This window comes from Kordiimonas sp. (genome assembly GCF_048260245.1).
In the GTDB taxonomy this organism is placed as follows: domain Bacteria; phylum Pseudomonadota; class Alphaproteobacteria; order Sphingomonadales; family Kordiimonadaceae; genus Kordiimonas.
In genome coordinates this window covers 35,653-53,879 of the sequence record NZ_JBLXGZ010000028.1, presented here as the reverse complement: position 1 = coordinate 53,879, position 18,227 = coordinate 35,653, and the positions used below count along the sequence as shown (strand labels likewise).

12 protein-coding genes and 1 pseudogene are annotated in these 18,227 nt (G+C 56.3%); 10 read left to right on the top strand and 3 right to left on the bottom strand.

Features of this window, described 5'->3' with window-relative positions; translation table 11 throughout:
• The 3 genes and pseudogenes from ACN0VM_RS13560 to ACN0VM_RS13550 all read right to left on the bottom strand — a co-directional run.
• A pseudogene (locus ACN0VM_RS13560) lies at positions 1-234 on the bottom strand (gamma-glutamyltransferase); the annotation flags it as partial.
• A gap of 104 nt (positions 235-338) precedes the next feature.
• Positions 339-3,608: a VPS10 domain-containing protein gene (locus tag ACN0VM_RS13555; protein WP_417451429.1), complete on the bottom strand. Its 3,270-nt coding sequence runs from the start codon at positions 3,606-3,608 to the stop codon at positions 339-341.
• A gap of 190 nt (positions 3,609-3,798) precedes the next feature.
• The gene (locus ACN0VM_RS13550; protein WP_417451428.1) at positions 3,799-5,763 is read right to left on the bottom strand and encodes a TonB-dependent receptor plug domain-containing protein; all 1,965 of its coding nucleotides are present in this window, start codon (positions 5,761-5,763) and stop codon (positions 3,799-3,801) included.
• 686 nt (positions 5,764-6,449) lie between these two features.
• Between ACN0VM_RS13550 and hypF the strand changes: the two genes are divergently transcribed.
• From hypF to ACN0VM_RS13500, 10 genes are all read left to right on the top strand, one after another.
• Positions 6,450-8,939, top strand: a complete 2,490-nt coding sequence (gene hypF / locus ACN0VM_RS13545; protein ID WP_417451427.1) for a carbamoyltransferase HypF — start codon at positions 6,450-6,452, stop codon at positions 8,937-8,939.
• A complete protein-coding gene (locus ACN0VM_RS13540) occupies positions 8,899-9,177 on the top strand; it encodes a HypC/HybG/HupF family hydrogenase formation chaperone (protein WP_417451426.1) in 279 nt (92 codons plus the stop codon). Before hypF ends, ACN0VM_RS13540 begins: the two co-directional genes overlap by 41 nt.
• Before the next feature lie 20 nt (positions 9,178-9,197).
• Positions 9,198-9,932 carry a D-sedoheptulose-7-phosphate isomerase gene (locus ACN0VM_RS13535; RefSeq protein ID WP_417451425.1) on the top strand — a complete coding sequence of 245 codons (735 nt, stop codon included), beginning with the start codon at positions 9,198-9,200 and terminating at the stop codon, positions 9,930-9,932.
• Between the two features lie 8 nt (positions 9,933-9,940).
• Positions 9,941-11,107 carry a hydrogenase formation protein HypD gene (gene hypD, locus ACN0VM_RS13530; protein WP_417451424.1) on the top strand — a complete coding sequence of 389 codons (1,167 nt, stop codon included), beginning with the start codon at positions 9,941-9,943 and terminating at the stop codon, positions 11,105-11,107.
• Entirely contained in the window at positions 11,104-12,195 is a 1,092-nt protein-coding gene (gene hypE, locus ACN0VM_RS13525; protein WP_417451423.1) for a hydrogenase expression/formation protein HypE, read from the top strand. The genes hypD and hypE overlap by 4 nt, the downstream gene beginning before the upstream one ends.
• Positions 12,196-12,223: 28 nt before the next feature.
• Entirely contained in the window at positions 12,224-12,832 is a 609-nt protein-coding gene (locus ACN0VM_RS13520; RefSeq protein ID WP_417451422.1) for a hypothetical protein, read from the top strand.
• Between the two features lie 71 nt (positions 12,833-12,903).
• Complete coding sequence (locus tag ACN0VM_RS13515; protein WP_417451421.1) at positions 12,904-14,568, top strand: hypothetical protein; 1,665 nt, start codon at positions 12,904-12,906, stop codon at positions 14,566-14,568.
• 63 nt (positions 14,569-14,631) lie between these two features.
• Positions 14,632-15,468, top strand: coding sequence for a hypothetical protein (locus tag ACN0VM_RS13510; protein ID WP_417451420.1), 837 nt, complete (start codon positions 14,632-14,634; stop codon positions 15,466-15,468).
• Positions 15,461-16,291 carry a M15 family metallopeptidase gene (locus ACN0VM_RS13505; RefSeq protein WP_417451419.1) on the top strand — a complete coding sequence of 277 codons (831 nt, stop codon included), beginning with the start codon at positions 15,461-15,463 and terminating at the stop codon, positions 16,289-16,291. The genes ACN0VM_RS13510 and ACN0VM_RS13505 overlap by 8 nt, the downstream gene beginning before the upstream one ends.
• Before the next feature lie 20 nt (positions 16,292-16,311).
• A complete protein-coding gene (locus tag ACN0VM_RS13500; protein WP_417451418.1) occupies positions 16,312-18,111 on the top strand; it encodes a nickel-dependent hydrogenase large subunit in 1,800 nt (599 codons plus the stop codon).
• Positions 18,112-18,227: the final 116 nt, after the last annotated feature.

Sequence of the window (18,227 nt, the reverse complement as noted above, 5' to 3'; positions counted from 1 at the left end):
CGTGCCGCCTTTCTTGAGGATATCAATCGCCACCTGGCTCGCCAGTGGGTGCGAGGTTGCGGCCATGCCGTGGCGCCCGAGAACCGCGCTTCGTGTTGCCCACGGGTTACCGGTCACGCGGTCACCGCGGTTATCACCCCTCAGGTCAGGAATTTTTACTTCGACGCCCATTGCAGCGCTGGTGCCCGCCAGCAGCAGGCCTGCGCCTATCATCGCTTTTATCCGGTTCATCATATTGTTCTCTCCCCTTTGTCTTCAACTTTTGGCCCCACACCATAGATGAGCCACCGGGCATGCCCGGTGGCTCCTTGTCTTGTTTTACGTTTCAGCGTAACGCTTTAGTCAGCATCCGGCAGTGTTGCCGCGCCGCGTACCCAAGGGGCACCAGCGTCCATGAGCGCTTTTTCAAACGCCGGGACCGTGGTGTCCAGCAAGGTCTCAAGCCGTGCTTTCACGCCCGTGAACGCCTCAAGCGCGTAGCCCAGTTGCTCCCGGCTTTGGGGGGTCGGCCCATAGCTCGTGGAGCTGCTGAACTTGGCGAAACCGACCCGGCTACTGATGGTGGCAGGCGCTGCCCCCATCTGGTCGCGGGAACGTTTGCCATCAAGCGCTTCCTCAAGGCTGAAAATCTCCGCGCGGAGGGCAGCATATTGTGTCTCTAGCGCGGCACGGTCGGCTGTACGGTCAAGTGCCGTGCGGTAACCTTCCAGCTTTTTCTGCAGGTCAGCAATAGTGATGCTGGCAGCCTTCACGGCGGTTTCCGCCTTGATCACCCTTTGCTGGAACGCCTGCGCGTCGGCGGGGGTAGCTCCATCGAGCGTTGGTTCGATGTACTCGGTCACATTAAACGACACCGGGCCCACCAGTTCCCGAATGGCGCCGTTTTGGCGAACGTTGAGCGTGGCACTATACTGGCCTGGTAGCGCCTTCACGCCTTTCGGTTCGCCCATCCACTCGGGCCTGGGCTCGTTGGTGATGGCTTCCTTCATCGCGTGGTGGAGGTCCCACGTCACCCGGTGCACGCCCTTTTTGTTCGGGGCTGCCACATGCCGCACCACATTGCCGGCTTCGTCACGAATGGTGATAAAGACAGCGGGCTCTTCTTCCCGGCGTTCGGCTTCCAGCACATCCCACGCAGGGAACAAGACATCCTTGCCTTCCTTCACAGCTTTCTTGTCTGCCTCAACACGCTGTTCCTTGGCGGATTTGAAGCTGTCTTTCAGATAGTAGGTGAGAATTGTGCCGTAAGGCGGGTTTTCCGCAACCCACTGGTCGTCGCCCTGGCTGTCGCTGTGAAACTCGTCTTCCACATAGAGAAGTGTTTCAGGGTCTGCGAACAACAGGGCTTCATTCTCAAGGGCTGCAGCATCAATGTTACGCAGCGGGGTATAGTCATCAAGGATGAAGATACCGCGGCCAAAGCTGCCCGCCACAAGGTCGTTTTCCCGGCGCTGGATGCGTACATCCCGGAAGGAGATGGTCGGCACACCGCCTGTCAGTTCAATCCATTCTTTACCGCCATCAACCGTGAAATAGAGGCCAAACTCGGTGCCAAGGAACATGAGGTCCTTGTTCACATGGTCTTGCGTGATGCGCCAAACGAGGTTCTTTTCCCCCAGCCCGTCAGTGATAAGCTGCCATGACTTGCCGCGGTTGGTACTCTTGATCAGGTAAGGTTTATAGTCACCTTCCTTGTGGTTATCGAGCGCAGCATAAACCGTGTCAGCGTCGAAACGGTCAGCGCGGATATCGTTCACATAGGCCCGCGCAGGCACGCCCTTGATCTTGCTTACCTCATAGCGGGTCCAGTTATTGCCGCCATCTGTGGTGACCTGAATGAGGCCGTCATCCGTGCCCACATAAAGGATATCCTCGTCAACCGGGCTTTCCGCCACGTTGGCGATGGTGTGATAGTCAGACATGGCATAGAGGTCCCAGCCCGCTTCGCGGCTCCAGGTGCGGCCCATCATCGGCATGTGCAGGCGGTTGCCGTCCCGTGTCAGGTCGCCAGAGATTGGGGTCCAGCTATCGCCACGATCGTCTGACCGCCACAGGCGCTGTGACGCATGGTAAAGCCGTTTCGGGTCATGGTGCGATACGTTGATCGGCGCATCCCAGTTGAAACGTTCGGCCGGGTCGCCCGGTTTGCCCTGCGGCTGTATGAAAGTGCTTTCGCGCAGCCTGCGGTCATGCCGGGAAAGGCTGCCGCGCTGCCACTGGCCATAGACAATATCCGGGTTGCCGGGTTCGGTGGCAGGTTGGTGGCCGTCCGCGCCCAGGATCAGGAACCAGTCTGAATTCTTGATGCCGTCGGCGCGCATGGTGCGGCTTGGACCGCCCTGGGTGGAGTTGTCCTGCGTGCCGCCATAAACATTATAGAAGGGCAGGTCGTCATCCGCTGCGATCTTGTAGAATTGCGTGACAGAAATGCCTTGCATGAAACGCCATGTTGCCATGTCGTCCCGGCTTTCATAAAGCCCGCCATCGGAGCCCACGAGGATGAAATCAGGGTCGGTGGGGTGGAAGGCGAAGGCGTGGTCGTCCACATGGCGGTTTTTCAGGTTCATGGTTTCCCATGTCTTGCCGCCATCCTTGGACACCGCGCTTGCGTTATTGGACATATAGATCAGGTCGAACGTGTCGGGGTCCGCGAAAATCTCCTGATAGTAGTGCGGCCCGGTGCCGCCCGCGACCTTGTCAGACATTTTTTCCCAGCTTGCGCCCTTGTCTGAAGATCGCCAGAAACCGCCCTTGCGCTCGTCAAGCTCGATCGCGGCATAAACCACGTTCGGGTCGATCGGCGACACAGCGATACTGGATTTGCCCATGTTTTCCTTGGGCAGGCCATTTGTCATTTTCACCCATGTTTCGCCGCCGTCATCTGACGTATAAAGCGCGGAGCCCGGTCCCGTGTTCACAAGGGCTGCAACCGTGCGCTGGCGCTGCCATGTGGCCGCATACAGCTTGTCCGGGTTTTTGGGGTCGATAGCGACAGAGCCAACCCCGGTCCACTCATCACCCTCAAGCACATTGCGCCATGTTTTACCGCCATCTGTGGTTTTAAAGAGGCCGCGTTCACCGCCCTTTGACCACAATGGCCCCTGTGAGGATACCCAGACCGTGTTTGAATCGGTTGGATGCACGATGATGTCGCCAATATGCTCGGATTTCTTGAGGCCCATGTTCTTCCATGTCTTGCCGCCATCAAGCGACTTGTAGACACCGTCGCCAAAGGCGATGTGGCGGCCCGCGTTGTTTTCACCCGTGCCCACCCAGATGATGTTCGGGTTGCTTGGATCGATTGTTACATCGCCGATGGAATATACGTCCTGCTTGTCAAAAATCGGGGTCCATGTGGTGCCGGCGTTGACGGTTTTCCAAACCCCGCCTGAGCCAATAGCAACATACCAGATGTTTGGGTTTGTCTGGTCAACCGCGATATCTGCCACGCGGCCGGACATATAGCCCGGGCCAATGTTCCTGACCTTGAGGCCATCGAATGTCTTGGCCGACATTGGTTTCTGTGGTTTCTGTTCTGCGTCGTCTGCGCCCATCGCCGGTGTGGCGGCGAGCATCATTGCCAGTGCAATATTTATCCCGAGCTTCATAGGTGTCCCCCCTTTTGTGTCGGTTTTTCCACATTTTTGTCTAGGAAGTGGCTTCCTGACGTTTTGTAACTGATACTTCAAATAGCCTCAAAGTGTTATACAGTAATAAAATTAAAGTCATAAACGCGGTCGCCATGGTGGCATTTTTTGACCCCGCTGCACTTCACATATTCGCGAGGTACATTTGCCTTCAGTCACTGGCCAGTCGAATGCCCAGCTTGAACGTGCGTCCGGCATCTGGAAGCCCAAGCTGCGGCAGGACCACCGTATCAGTGATATTGTTCAAGGCGCCGTAAACCTGCCAGATGCCATAGTCTGTTTGTTTGATTGGCATATAGAATTTGACATTGAACTCGGTAGAGGTGCCAAGGCGGGCCACAGTGCCGTCTTCATTTTCATCGAACGCATGGCCCAGGTGGTTCATCTCTGCCCTCACGTTACCGCCGCTTGCGAACATATAGTTCGCGGCCAGCAGCAGTTGGCTTTTTGGCCGCTGGTAAAGGGTCGGGCGGGTGCCGTCTGCCGCGCGGTCGGCCTTCAGGTCCTGCCAGAAGGCGTTGGCTTCAAGGGTCAGGGCGTTTGTTGCCTGCCAGATCGCCCCCGCTTCAATGCCGTATCCGTTTGAGCCGTCCAGATTGTAGCGTTGCCTGCGTGAGACGCCGTCCACCGTCACGTTGCGCTGGGAAAGCGTGTCGTCAATCCGCGTGAACCAGGGGGTGAGGGATAGTTCAAGCGGCAGAGTGGCGGGTGTCCACGCGAATGTCACGTCGCTTACAAGCGCGGTTTCCGGCTTCAGGTCAGGGTTCAGGAGGAAACGGCCGAGCGCGTTTCCGTACAGCTCCCGCATGGTTGGGAAGCGCGTGCGCAGGCCCAGCGTGGCGGTGACGGTCAGTTCCTGTGATGCCTGCCACTCAGTCGCGCCGCCTGCCGCCCAGTTGGCGATGGCAGGCTGCACAGGCCTTCCACCGGTGAGCGGGGTGGACGCGCGGTCATACGCCAGCGACAGCGAGCTTTTGACCATACTGCTGAGGGGGATATCCACTTCACCACCGATGCTGACCAGCCGCTGGCGGAACTGCTCCGGCTCGCTGGTGGTGTCTGCCATAAGGTCAGTCTCGGTCTGTGTGTGTGTGCTTTCCTGTATTGAGGTGATAAGGCGCGTGGTCAGGTGCTGCCAGTCGTGCGACAGCACCAGCCGTCCGCCATAGGTGCGGTCGCGGTCGTCCTGCTGCTCCTCGGGTTGGCTGTAAGTGACATCGCTATAGGAGACGATCTGCTGCTCAAACTGCTGGTGCCATGCATTGACACGCAGGCCGGTTGCCTCACCCAGCGCGATATCACCGGCAAGGCTGATCTGGGTCATGTGCCAGTCTGGGTAGCGCCAGAAGCGGGGGGCGCCCTCGGCGGGGTCGATGTGGGCGGCGGCGGCAATGCCTTTTTCAGCGTCGATATCCATCGCGGAAAGACGGAAGGTACCCCACTCGCGCTCAAGGGCGGCGGCGGCGAAAAAGCTGGTGCTCTCAAGGTCGGTATTGGTCCGGCCATCGTCCGCCTGCGGGTCAAAGGGGATCGGGTCACTGCTTGCAATGCTGATGGCATCCCGGCTGAAACGGTTGGCACCCAGTTGCAGGTCCAGCCCGCCTACGGGTACAAAAACCTCGCCCTCCAGCAGGTAGGAATCGTGGCTGCCAACCTCGGTCCGGGCGTTCATCTTGAAATGCCCGCTGGTCTCGAAGGTGGAGATATCCACCACCCCCAGCACGGCATTGGCGCCATATTCAATGGGCGCGGCGCTTTTGATGATGCTGACGTTCCTGATGAAACTGGCCGGGAACAGCGACAGGTCGGCGCGGCCGTCCCACGGCACGCTGATGGGCGCCCCGTCAATGAATATCTGCGACTGGCGCTCCTCCGAACCACGAAGCCTGAGCACAGCTTCCCCGCGGGAGTTTGTGCGGATGCCCACACCCATAACCGCACGGAAGACCTCGGTAAAATCGGTGGGGAGCCTGCTCTCAATATCCTGTTCACTCAGCGCTTGGGTGGGCTGAAGCGCGCGGTCTTCGCTTCTGATGGCGGTGACGCTGATTTCGTTGAGATTCTCTTTCAGACCATCGTCGGCGGTTACACCCCCTGTAAGGTGGAGGGCACACATACCGACAGCAAGGCCGCTAGCGTATGACAAGACGCGGAAGGTGCACTTTGTGTGGGGGGCAGGTCCCTGTGTCCTTTGAAGGGGATGCATTCTGAGTGCCTCGCTGTACTGTACGGTTTTTTATTTTATGGCTGAGTTTCAAGTGCCAGCACTATAGGTGTGGCCTTGCCGCAAGAAAAGGCACCTTTTGTTCGGCCGGTGCGACGGGGCATGCGGGGCGGCTATCATTAGGAGACGTCACCAGATCGCCGCCGATGAGCAGTTCATTGCTGGCAACAAGGGGAATGTCTCAGCGGCATGCTCTGTTGTTGCCTCAGTTTGAACTGATAGAAAATGACAGTAATTTCAATTGAGAGCATTAATACACCTAATAAGGTAAATTCAGTGCGCTAGGGTTTGCTCGACGATCCAGTTTTGATCAGGGCCTTCAATATTTTAAATATTCTATATTTTTCAGTTGTTTAAAAATTACTTTCGTTGAGTTTCTGTCGGTTTGTGGGGCCTTTTTCACTCAGTTAGAATAATTGATTTGCTAGTTTCGTGTACTTTGATACACTTATTAGTGAAGATATTTATCGTAATAGGTGTATCAAAGCGCCTGAGTTATATTCCGTCTTTATACATCGTGTACCTGAGTGATCTTGCAGCAGTCCCGAGTTTCCTCTTTCGAGGCGTGGGGAATAGTCATGTTATTTGAAAATCAGGAGATACGTGTCAAAGGCACGGTACAAGGGGTTGGTTTCAGGCCGACAGTGTTCCGGCTTGCCCATGAGTGCCAGATAAACGGCGAAGTTTTTAACGACGCTGAGGGTGTGGTGATAAACCTCGCAGGCAGTAGTGCTCAGATTGAGGCCTTTGTTGCTAAATTAAGGCTGAACGCACCGCCGCTGTCGAAAATTGACGGAATAGAATGTCGACCTACGGACAAGGGACGGCACTATAGCGATTTTCGTATTACAGAATCGAGCAAGGGACAGACCAGCACAGAAGTGACGGCCGACGCAGCAACATGCAGCGCATGCGCTGATGAAGTGATGAACCCAAGTGAACGGCGTTATTTGTATCCCTTTACCAACTGCACCCATTGTGGTCCGCGCCTGTCAATCATCCAAGATATTCCCTACGACAGAGCAGGTACCACCATGCGTGCCTTTCCCATGTGCAAGGCCTGTGCATCAGAATATGAAAACCCGCTTGATCGTCGTTTTCATGCCCAGCCTGTGGCGTGCCATGAATGCGGCCCGCGTATTTTTATACCCGGCGAATGTGAGGGGCCAACTGGTCCTGCGAAGGCCGCTGCGATGCGCGCCCATACCGAGGCGGTGTTGGTCCGCACGGTGCGAGCCCTGCATGCTGGTGATATCGTCGCAATCAAGGGTATCGGTGGTTTCCACCTTTGTTGTGATGCCAGCAATCATGAAGCAGTTCGAAATCTTCGCCGTCGTAAGCAACGGTATGCAAAGCCATTCGCGTTGATGTGCCATGAACGGGAACGCATTAGTGCTTATTGCCAGCTTGGCAGTGAGGAGTGGAAGGTACTTAGCAGTCCTGCTGCACCGATCGTTCTGCTCGACATAAGGCGAGACCCGATCAATATGCCGATCTTGTCGCCCGACATCGCCCCGGGTAGCAACCTTCTTGGTTTCATGCTGCCTTATACGCCGCTTCATGCGTTGCTATGCCAGCGCTTTGGTGGCCCATTGGTGATGACAAGCGGCAACGTATCGGGTGAACCGCAGATTATTGACAATGAAGAAGCGCTCCTGCGGCTTGGTCATATTGCGGATATGTTCGTTTGCCACGACAGGGATATTGCCAACCGTATCGACGATTCGGTGGTGCGGTACATGGCAGGTAAACCGCGGGTAATGCGCCGTGCCCGTGGTTATGCCCCGCGGTCAATCCAACTGCCCGGGGGCTTTGATAAGGCGCCACCGATTTTGGCTTATGGCGCGGAGTTGAAAGCCACTTTCTGCATGCTGCGAAAGGGCAGTGCGCTGGTGTCGCAGCATCAAGGTGATCTTGAAGACCTCCGCACCTGTGAAGATTATGAGAAAAACCTCAGCCTTTATCAGGAGCTGTTCGAATTCACCCCTACCCAACTGGCGACCGACATGCACCCGGATTATCTTTCCTCCAAGCGGGGGCAATGTGATGCGGATCAGGGCCAGCTACCGCTTCATCAGATTCAGCACCACCACGCGCATATTGCTTCTGCCATGGCGGAAGGCGGCCTGTCTATTGATCATCCGCCGGTGCTGGGCATCGCGCTGGATGGCCTTGGTTTTGGCGCCGACAATACCTTGTGGGGCGGTGAGGTGTTGCTGGCAACATATGAAGGTTTTGAAAGGCTGGCGAGCTTGAAACCAGTGCCTATGCCGGGCGGCGCCATGGCTGCCAGACAACCCTGGCGTAATGCGCTTGCCCATGTTCTTGCGGCTATGTCCTACGGTGACTTCGTTGATCGCTTCGGCGAAATACCGTTGGCCACTGTATTTGCTGACAAGCCAATAGGTACGGTGATGGCGATGATGGCACGCGGCCTCAATTGCCCGCCAGCAAGTTCTGCGGGACGCCTGTTCGACGCCGTTGCTGCCGCTGTGGGAGTGTACCCGGATTTGATCCAGTTTGAAGGCCAGGCGGCGATTGAGCTTGAAATGCTGGCTGACGTAGATGCTGTTATATGGGGCACTGTGACCGGCGCATATCAGTTTACGGTGCGGCAAAAGGACCTTGCTGCTGATGGGCTGCCGGGCCTTGAGGTGGACGCGGCCACCATCTGGCTGCCACTTCTAGAAGATATACGAACGGGTGTGAGTGCAGCCACGATCGCCACCCGTTTTCACGCTGGCCTTGTGGCGGCGCTTGTTACCACGGTCGAGCGTTTGCGCGCCGACCACACATTTGGCGATGTGATCCTGTCTGGAGGCTGTTTGCAAAATCGCATCCTGTTTGAAGCTCTCAATCTCCAGCTGAGCAATCGCCAATTCCGCTGCATCAGCCATGCTGAAGTCCCCGCCAACGATGGCGGTATAGCACTGGGCCAGGCGGTGATTGCAGCGGCCCGAATTGCAAAAGATACCAAAGACATCAAGCGCAATTCAGCATCCAGTACTGTCAGGAAAGGGAGTGATCATGTGTTTAGGAATACCGGGGAAAATAATCAGCATCAGTGACGAGGCACAACAAACGGGCATGGTGGACGTGGGCGGCATCCAACGCGCCGTCAATCTCAGTTGTATTGCCGAAGAAGGCGGAAACCTTGGTCAGTTTATCGGAGATTGGGTTCTCGTTCATGTAGGTTTTGCCATGAGCCGGATCAACGAAGCGGAAGCGCAGGCGACGCTGTCGGTGCTGACGGAGCTAGGTGAGATGCAGGAAGAACTCGATGCCATGCAAGCTGGCGCCCGCTAGCTGATGATCGGGGGGATCCAATGACAACCACAAAAAACAGGGAAGCGTTACAGTCGCTGTATCCGTTCCTGCACAATAAAAAAAGCGACATCGGCCGAATGAAAACGGCACTGTTGGACTCAATTAACCGGAAGGTAGACCAGCACCGCATCGTTATAGACACCTTTTACACCCAGAATGGCGAAGCCATGGTTGGGTGCGCCCAAGCCATCGCGGCCACCTACCGTGCTGACGGACGGTTGTTTGCGATGGGAAACGGTGGGTCGAGTTCCGATGCATCGCATATCGCGGTTGAGTTTCTACATCCAGTAACTACCGGTCGGCCTGCGCTCGCAGCTTATGATCTGACAGCCGACAAAACGCTGATAACAGCTCTGTCGAACGACGTCGGGTTTGACCATGTTTTTGCGCGTCAGGTTGCCAATCTGGCCAGGCCCGGTGACTGCCTTATCGGCATTTCAACAAGCGGTAATTCGACCAATATCGTCAGTGCTTTTGAGGTGGCGCGAAAACAGAATGTCACCACGATCGGGCTGGCGGGTGGTGATGGCGGTACCATGGCGGCCATGGGGCTTGATCATTGTCTTGTAGCGCCATCAGACAGCATTCATCGCATTCAGGAATGCCACGTCACGATCTACCACGTCCTTTGGGACCTGGTTCACACGCTTCTTGCCGATGATCGCGGCAACCTCGGGAAAGCATCCAGTCCCGGGGCAAATACCCATCTGGGGAAAGCATCTAAAAAAGAGTAGGGCCAATCATGAAATATGTTGACGAATTCCGTGACCCTGAGAAGGCGAAAGTCCTTCTGGTCGAGATTGAGAAGATAGCCGGCGGCCTCGCTGAGAAACTTGGACGGCCTGTCTATATCATGGAGGTATGCGGCGGCCATACCCACACCATTTTCCGATACGGCATCGATAATATGCTGCCGGATAGCCTTGAACTGGTTCATGGCCCGGGTTGCCCCGTGTGTGTGCTTCCCATGGGCAGGGTCGATGACTGCGTCGCAATTGCGGAGCAGGAGAATGTGATCTTCACCACTTTTGGTGACGCTATGCGGGTGCCGGGGTCCCGTAAAAGCTTGTTGCAGGCTAAGGCGGATGGCGCGGATGTGCGCATGGTGTATTCCCCGCTTGATGCGCTTAGCCTCGCGCGCAAAAACCCGGACAAGGAGGTCGTCTTCTTTGCTCTCGGGTTCGAGACAACCATGCCCAGCACGGCACTGACGGTCTTGAAGGCGGAAGAGGAATTCATTTCCAATTTCTCACTCTTTTGCAATCACATTACGATTATTCCGACGATCAAGGCCGTGCTTGATAGCCCAGGCCTGATGCTTGACGGGTTCCTCGGCCCTGGTCATGTCAGCATGGTGATCGGGAATGACCAATACAGGTTCATTGCGGACCATTACCGTCGTCCGGTAGTGGTTGCGGGATTTGAACCCCTCGATATTCTGCAGTCGCTCTGGATGGTTCTGCAGCAGCTCGAAGCTGGTGAAGCCCGCATTGAAAACCAGTATAACCGTGTGGTGCCTGAGGACGGCTGCGCCAATGCGCTTGATGCAATATCCAGGGTGTTTGAACTGCGCGAGTTTTTCGAATGGCGCGGGCTCGGCTCGATTGATCATTCAGGTGTTCAGTTGACAGATGCTTATGCAGCCTTCGATGCGGAGAAAAAATTCACCGTGCCGTCGGTTACGATCGCGGACCCGAAATCCTGCCAGTGTGGCGAAGTTCTCAAGGGCGCAATCAAACCCAATCAATGCAAAGTTTTTGGTACCGCCTGTACACCGGAAATCCCTCTCGGGGCCCTTATGGTTTCAAGCGAGGGCGCTTGCGCGGCTTATTATCGCTTCGGCCAGAAACCCGGGAAGAACGAGCCGACGCGTCCCGTCGTCCGCGAGCTTGAGGAGGTCGGGGTATGAATGTGGTCAGCAAGGTGAATGCGGAGGACGGCGGTGACACCCGTGTCCGCAAAGGCAAGCTCAAGAGCCCGATGATTACCCTTGCCCATGGCGGCGGCGGTAAGGCTATGCGGGATTTGATCGACGATGTGTTCGTGGCCACTTTCTCGAACCCGCACCTGAATACGCTTGAAGATCAGGCGCGGTTCGATCTGGCGGACCTGGCAAAAATAGGTGACCGGTTGGCGTTGACCACTGACAGTTTTGTCGTTGACCCTATTTTCTTTCCCGGCGGTGACATTGGCAAGCTGGCGATATGCGGCACCGTCAACGACCTTGCCGTCGGTGGCGCTACGCCGCTGTATCTGACCTGCGGAATGATTATCGAAGAAGGCATGCCTGTCGATACGCTGAGACAGATTGTCCAGTCGATGGCCGATACAGCACGTGAGGCAGGCGTCCAGATCGTCACCGGCGACACCAAGGTGGTCGAGCGTGGCAGTTGCGACATGATATTCATCAACACAGCAGGGGTTGGGGTCATAAGCGAGGCCCGGCAGTTGGGGTCTTCTACCGCCCGGCCCGGCGACCGTATCCTTGTGAACGGTTATCTGGGTGATCACGGCGCAGCCATTATGGATGCGCGCGGTGACATGTGCCTTGAAAGTGCAATCAAAAGTGACTGTGCACCGCTCGGCGGCTTGATCGAGGCGCTGTTCAGCGCCGCGCCGGGTACGCGTTTCATCCGGGATGCAACCCGGGGCGGCGTGGCGGCTGTTCTGAACGAGATTGCAGAGTCGTCAGGTTGCGCCATTGCGATCGACGAGGATAAAACGCCGCTTCGTGCTGAAGTGCGGGGTTTTTGTGAAATCCTGGGGCTGGACCCGCTCTATCTCGCCAACGAGGGCAAGCTGGTGATGGTGGTGCCGGAACAGGAAGCTTCCGCCGCGCTCAACGCACTCAAGGAACATCAATACGGCGCAGATAGCGCGGATATCGGCACCATTCTCGCGGATGGGCATCCTGGCCGGGTGCATATGAATACCGCGTTTGGCGGTACACGCATTGTCGACATGCTGATCGGCGATCAGCTGCCGCGCATTTGTTGACCGGATTACTTTTTGAAAGGATACGAAAATGGATGAATCAACAGCCCTTCGGCTTCTGCCGACTGAGGGACTTGTCGTGCGCATCAAGGATGAGGGCGCGCTTCTCACGCTTGATTATCAGGAAAGCACAGCAAAGCACCGGCAGTCGCTGTGGTGGGGAACCGCTGTTGGCTGGCGTGCTATGCAGATGGCCGCGATGGCTTTGTCGACAGATGGGCTCTGGAGCCGGGATAATCTGTCGGTGGTGTCCGGTCACCCTGGCCCCGGTGTTCTGGATTCAATAAACTTTGTCACTGATGCTGGAGCGAGGGACGCGCTGACTGTGATGCAGAACCCTAATTGCGTCAGTCGTTGCAATAGCGAAATGAAGTTTGAATGGTGGGTCTCTGACGGTGTGAAAACAGCGCATGTGGCGCTTCGGGATGACTTTGTCGACCGTGGCTTCTATGAGCTGATTGATCGCAGGGTCTATAACGAGAAGCGCGACGATGATGACGAGCTTTTCGAGCTCTACAAAGTCAATATGTCGGCGCGCATATGGGTTGCGCCGCTCGACGTCAATTTTTCCGTAAATTACCAGGCTCCGCTTGCCAAGGGAGAGATCCCGGCAGGCCATGCCTGGTCTGTGCCGGCCTGACCGGCAATCACTTTCGTCCTGAGTAGTGCAGCGTACGACGACAGATAGTTTCCATGAAAGGGAGAGCAGAAATGTTGAGACGATATACAGCCGCAGCAGCGGTGGTGCTGGGCCTGGGGGCCTGCGGGTATGCCGCCGTTGGCATGCAATCAATGCCGGATGGCTCCGGTGATCCGATTACCTCGTCGGAGTTGACGGCGACAAATGTGATGTTTCCCGGGGACCTCAGTCCATCCGCGACACATAGTCAGAAGGCTTATTATGCATGGCGCCTGTTTATTGCCGCGATGCAGCAGACCGATGCCACCCTGACTTCCGGGACAGATCGGGGGACGCCAAGCAGTAGCAGCACGTTCATCAAGACAGGGCAATCTCCGACCTTGGCAAATCCGTTGGTATTTGAAAGCTTTTACCACCGCACAGAAGCGTTTCCATACTACACGGGAAGCAAACCAGCGTCGCAGGTAGGGCAGCCGCCAGTCTACCGTACCTACTACGAGGACAACAGTAACAAGGTTGCCGTTGAGTTGACGGGGAAGAACTATGTCTATCTAGATGAAACCAACGAGATCGGCCAGAACTTTCTTTATTATCAACAATCGAAAGACCCGAACTTCCCTGTTCTCTTTATGGCGAAGGTCAGTGCGTCAGAAACTACCTATGCTTACAATATGAGCTATGGTCCCTCGTCTGGCCAGTCCTGGAATTTCCCGGATGATGTGATTGAGGTGAAGACCGCCTGGCGCCGGATCAGCGATATTCAGTTCTCTGATCCGAACGATTATCACCAGGCGACCGCAAACTATTGGGTTGATAACGGAAGCGATGCGCCGACGCTCGTGACAGACACTTTCGCTCTTGTCGCGATCCATATAATCCACAAGACGGCCAACTATCCGGAGTTTATCTTCAGTACCTTTGAGCATGTTGATGCCGTAACCCGCGATCAGGCCGGTGGTATCGTTGATCCGGCCTACAAGACAACCTATGCCAACGTGGCTTATCAAAGCCCGCATTCCAGCCCGGTGACGGCCACTTACACGGGCGCTTATGACGATATCGCGCCCGGCCAACCGCCAGCTTCGAATGTGAACTCGACGACGTCGCTGCCAACTGAGGGCACGGTCAGCACCGGGTTTACGACGGTGGTGCAACCCAAGACCATTACTAGTGAGGTAAATAACGCCAACAATGCCGTTCGCTCACTGATCATAGCAGCCGACCCGGATAATATCTGGGCGAACTACCGGTTGAAGGGTGTTCAGGCGGGACCAACCAGCGACACGACAGCACCAGATTTCTATCTGGCCAATATTGCTGTTGAAAGCAGCCAGCCGGGCGTTCAGCTTTTCTCGGGTGTTCTCAAAAATGGTGGCGTACCCCAAGGCAGCAATGGTGGGTATCTGGTGAACTGTCGCGGCGACAAAGGTTCGACGACATGCCTGTACCCTGCGGCGGCGGGTGTCTCTGGCGATACCGACCTTAGCACCTATAAAAATGTATCACTTGGCGTGCAGCAGGGCGTCGCGGTGCCAGCACCCACCTATGATGTTGGCGGGTGCCAAGGTTGCCACGGTGCTGCGCAGCAATTGGGAAGAGACTTTAGCTTCCTGGCAAATGGCGCGTTGGGCAAAGGCAAAGAGCTTGATTCTGTCGCTGCGTCTTCCATGAGCCCTGAGGAAAGGGCCGCGCACAACAAGGAAATGGCGAACAGTTCCGCCTTTGAAATACACTAAATAAGACAGGCCGCGCGGACTTGATTGTTCGCGCGGCCTGCTTCTGTCCGGGGAGGACACAGTATGGATGAGCAAGGGCAAAACCAGCAAACCTATCATGTGGCGCGGGTGATTGACGAATGGCCGGCGGACATGGACCATCCTCTTTTTACTACATACCCGGCTATGAAGCTGGGGCAGAAGCAGGCCGTGGATTTCTATGCTGATATACTCGCCAGGACGGTGGACCGGATAAGAGAGTGTCATCCAGATCTTTCAGGTTGGGCTTTGATGGCGCCTCCTATATTCCACCTGCCTGCTGGCGCCAGCCTTATGGCGCGTGCCGTTGCTGACAGGCTTGACGGCTTGACGTTGGTCGAACCGCGTCTCTCACGACCAATAGCAGGGAATGGATATGCCATGGCTGGGCTTAGCGTTCGTGCGGATAACCGCCGACGTCAGGACGAGGCTCTGGACCGGCCGCGCCTTATGCAAGAGCTTGGGGGCAGGCCGGTGATCGTGATTAACGACATCAATGTCACCGGCACACAGGAGGCCTTTCTTGCCCAGTTACTGGCAGATGTTGGCGCGGTTGTCAGCCACTGGAATTATGTGTTTGCGGTCGATCCGGATCTTGGTGCGCGTTACCCACAGCTGGAACATGAATTGAATACCAACTGCTTGCAGTCAGATGAAGAATTCCAGAAGTTGCTGGCGGCCTCCGACACCATCCCGACAGCGCGGTGCATAGAACGTTTATTTGATATGCCAATGGCCGGTTTCAAGGTGTTGGCGCTTGGGCTTTCCCCAAACCGCTGCGCAGCATTGCGCGCACTTGCTGTTGGAGAAGGCAGATACGCTAGCAACATCTTTGCAGGCAAGCTTGACTATCTAGCGGAAAGGCAGGTGTCCGATGTATGATTTTGATCACCGGTTGGTGCGGGCCGATCTGAAGCCGATACGGAAGCCGCACAATAAAATTCCGGTGGATGATAAAGACCCGAGATATCATGAGCCCTTGGTCAATCTCAGGGATTACGATGTCGCCTTCCGCTCCTGGCATGCGATTGATGACGGTACGAATCCACCCTACCACAAACCGATCCGAGGTGCGCGGCAGGAAGGTTGGCTCAGGCGTTCGATTGCCGAGAAGCTGCAGCGTGTCAATAGCTTGCTGGCTGTTTACGGCGCGGAGGTAATGATCCTTGACGCTTATCGTCCCATCGCCTGCCAGCGGGGCTTATGGGAATTTTTCTACGAGCGTGGACGCGAGGAAAACCCCGATGCTGGGGAAGATGTATTGCGAGCCTATGCGCTCCAGTATGTGCGCGACCCTCGTGTGTACGACAAGGAAAATGCCAGTACCTGGCCTATACATATTACCGGCTCATCGGTGGATGTTATCCTGCGGGACAGGAAAACCATGGCCTTGCTGAATATGGGTTCCGCATTTGAAGAAATGAATGAACTTGCAGTAGCGGACTATTTTGAACGTGAACTGGCAGCAGGCAGGATTGCGGATCAGGATGAAAGGCTATGGAACCGGCGCCTGCTTGATTGGGCGATGCGCAGTGAAGGCTTCCTCAATGACCCCATCGTTTATTGGCATTTTGATTGGGGTAATCAGGCCTGGATCAAGGTAAAAAACGCGCTTTATGGCGATGCGCCGGCAATGGCCTGGTATGGCCATATCGATGCGCCTGCCTGGGGCGTGCCAGACGCGGCACTGGCCACCGCAATGTAATTCGGCAGGAGACATATAAGATGGATGAGCAGTTTATTCCGGGCGGCATGTCTGGTCCCGGGCCAGCCCTGAGGCGATTGATTGACACACAGCTCTCTGCAGCGGCAGGTACAGGCGATCTGGCGGAAAAAATCAGCGGCCGGTCCGAAGTTTTTTGTCGGGTCGACCCCTTTGAGCGCCGCATAACTGAAGTGGCGTCTGTTGCCACCCCACACCGGGGCTACGAAGCGCTCCTTCCAGGCCGGGAGTTGGGCCAGGTGGGCCGAATGAGCGCACTGGCGTCCGGGTTGTGTGGCGGGGTTCATGCGACGGCGTCCGCTTTGTGTCTCGAGATGGCGCTCGGCATTGCACCGCCACCCCTCGGTATAGTGCTTCGTAACCTGCTGCTCAGCTGCCAATATTTTAACGATAACGTCATGCATCTGTTTGTGCTCGCCGGGCCGGACTTTTCGCGCTCGGTGGTGGAACGGACGAGCCCACGCTTGTGGGATCGTGCACGGCAGACATCGGCGCGAGGGCAACGGCAGCATGGTTGTCGCACGGTGGGAGACATTCTGGAGGGTCTCAATAAAGGTGAGGGGAGCTTCTACAGGGAGGCCCTCAGGATGGCAGGGTTGGCGCGCCAGGCCTACAGCCTGTTGGGAGGTAAATATCCTCATTCTGAATCGATTGTACCAGGGGGGGTTACGCTTTCGGTTGACGAAACGACGCTGCTGGCTTTCCGCGACGCTATTGCACCTTTCGCGGCCTATAGTGTCAAGGCGGCATTAATTTGGGATGACGTATTCGACTTTTTTCTCGAAGCGGAGCCGGGCTACTTCGACCTTGGCAGAGGTGCAGCCACACTTATGGATTTTGGTCAATGGGATGACCCGGAACACTACAATGCAGCTTATGTGGATTGTGATGATTGGGGCAGTCGACGTTGGTCCAGCCCGGGCATTGTCATAGACGGACAGTTTGTTTGCGGTTCTTTGAGCGAGCTTAACGCCGGGCTTGAAGAGGGCACTGCGCATTCTCTCCAGGCGGTGGACCGCGCGGATGGTGCGGACCGTGTTTTTGCCGACGCTCGCGGCAATAAGCTTGGCGCGAACCATCCCTGGAACCGGCGAGTTGGTAAGGTGGGGAGCGCGGTACCCGTGGGCGCATACAGTTGGGGGTCTAGCTTGACGTGGCGCCAGCAGGGGTTCGAAGTTGGTGCTTATGCCCGGCTATACCTGACTGCGGCTGCAGGGCGCAGGGTCGGTAAATATTTTGCGACCACGGGCCACGGTATTGAATTTGCATACCCAGGCAGTGAGGGTGAAATGTTGCTGCAATGGAATATCCCCGAAGTCTGGAATGCGTTTGAACGGAACCGCGCTCGGGCCAATGTGCTGGCGTTCAATGTGGCGGTGACCGCAGAAAACCTTGAGCTCGCGCTTGGCTACGTGCGGGGGGGAGAAACAAGCTGTCGCACCGAAGGGGGGGAGATGCCATCCGGTCGACGGCTTGGTGTTGGGCTGTGGGGCGCAAGCCGTGGTTTTCTGGCGCATTGGGCTGTGATTGATGAAGGACGGGTCGATACCTACCGCATCAGCATCCCGTCACGTGTGAATATCGGTACTCGTACGGACGCTGGGGCGCCAGGCCCACTTGAAGCTGCACTTTTGGGTAGTCCACTAATCGCGACCGAGGGGGGACGCGATGGCATGTCCTATATCGATATCCAGCGCGCAATCCAAAGCTTTGACCCTTGCATGCGGTGCGTGGCGCACATTTTGCCGGATGGCCAAGGGTCGGCAATTGAGCGCGAGATTGACACGGCTTTCCCGGTTTAGCCCATTTGTAAGTTTCTGCAAATGTGGGCTACTCGGCGCTATCGCGGCGGGTTTAGTGCTAAAGTTGGGGTGGCCGCGTGGACCTTGCTTTGCTGCCAAGCTGTCCCCACTATTCG

Bases quoted from the DNA above. Each gene is read 5' to 3' on its own strand.
- hypF (WP_417451427.1), top strand. From the start codon at position 6,450: ATGTTATTTGAAAATCAGGAGATACGTGTCAAAGGCACGGTACAAGGG.
- ACN0VM_RS13540 (WP_417451426.1), top strand. From the start codon at position 8,899: ATGTGTTTAGGAATACCGGGGAAAATAATCAGCATCAGTGACGAGGCA.
- ACN0VM_RS13505 (WP_417451419.1), top strand. From the start codon at position 15,461: ATGTATGATTTTGATCACCGGTTGGTGCGGGCCGATCTGAAGCCGATA.
- ACN0VM_RS13515 (WP_417451421.1), top strand. From the start codon at position 12,904: ATGTTGAGACGATATACAGCCGCAGCAGCGGTGGTGCTGGGCCTGGGG.
- ACN0VM_RS13555 (WP_417451429.1), bottom strand. From the start codon at position 3,608: ATGAAGCTCGGGATAAATATTGCACTGGCAATGATGCTCGCCGCCACA.
- ACN0VM_RS13535 (WP_417451425.1), top strand. From the start codon at position 9,198: ATGACAACCACAAAAAACAGGGAAGCGTTACAGTCGCTGTATCCGTTC.
- hypE (WP_417451423.1), top strand. From the start codon at position 11,104: ATGAATGTGGTCAGCAAGGTGAATGCGGAGGACGGCGGTGACACCCGT.
- hypD (WP_417451424.1), top strand. From the start codon at position 9,941: ATGAAATATGTTGACGAATTCCGTGACCCTGAGAAGGCGAAAGTCCTT.
- ACN0VM_RS13520 (WP_417451422.1), top strand. From the start codon at position 12,224: ATGGATGAATCAACAGCCCTTCGGCTTCTGCCGACTGAGGGACTTGTC.
- ACN0VM_RS13500 (WP_417451418.1), top strand. From the start codon at position 16,312: ATGGATGAGCAGTTTATTCCGGGCGGCATGTCTGGTCCCGGGCCAGCC.
- ACN0VM_RS13550 (WP_417451428.1), bottom strand. From the start codon at position 5,763: ATGTGTGCCCTCCACCTTACAGGGGGTGTAACCGCCGACGATGGTCTG.
- ACN0VM_RS13510 (WP_417451420.1), top strand. From the start codon at position 14,632: ATGGATGAGCAAGGGCAAAACCAGCAAACCTATCATGTGGCGCGGGTG.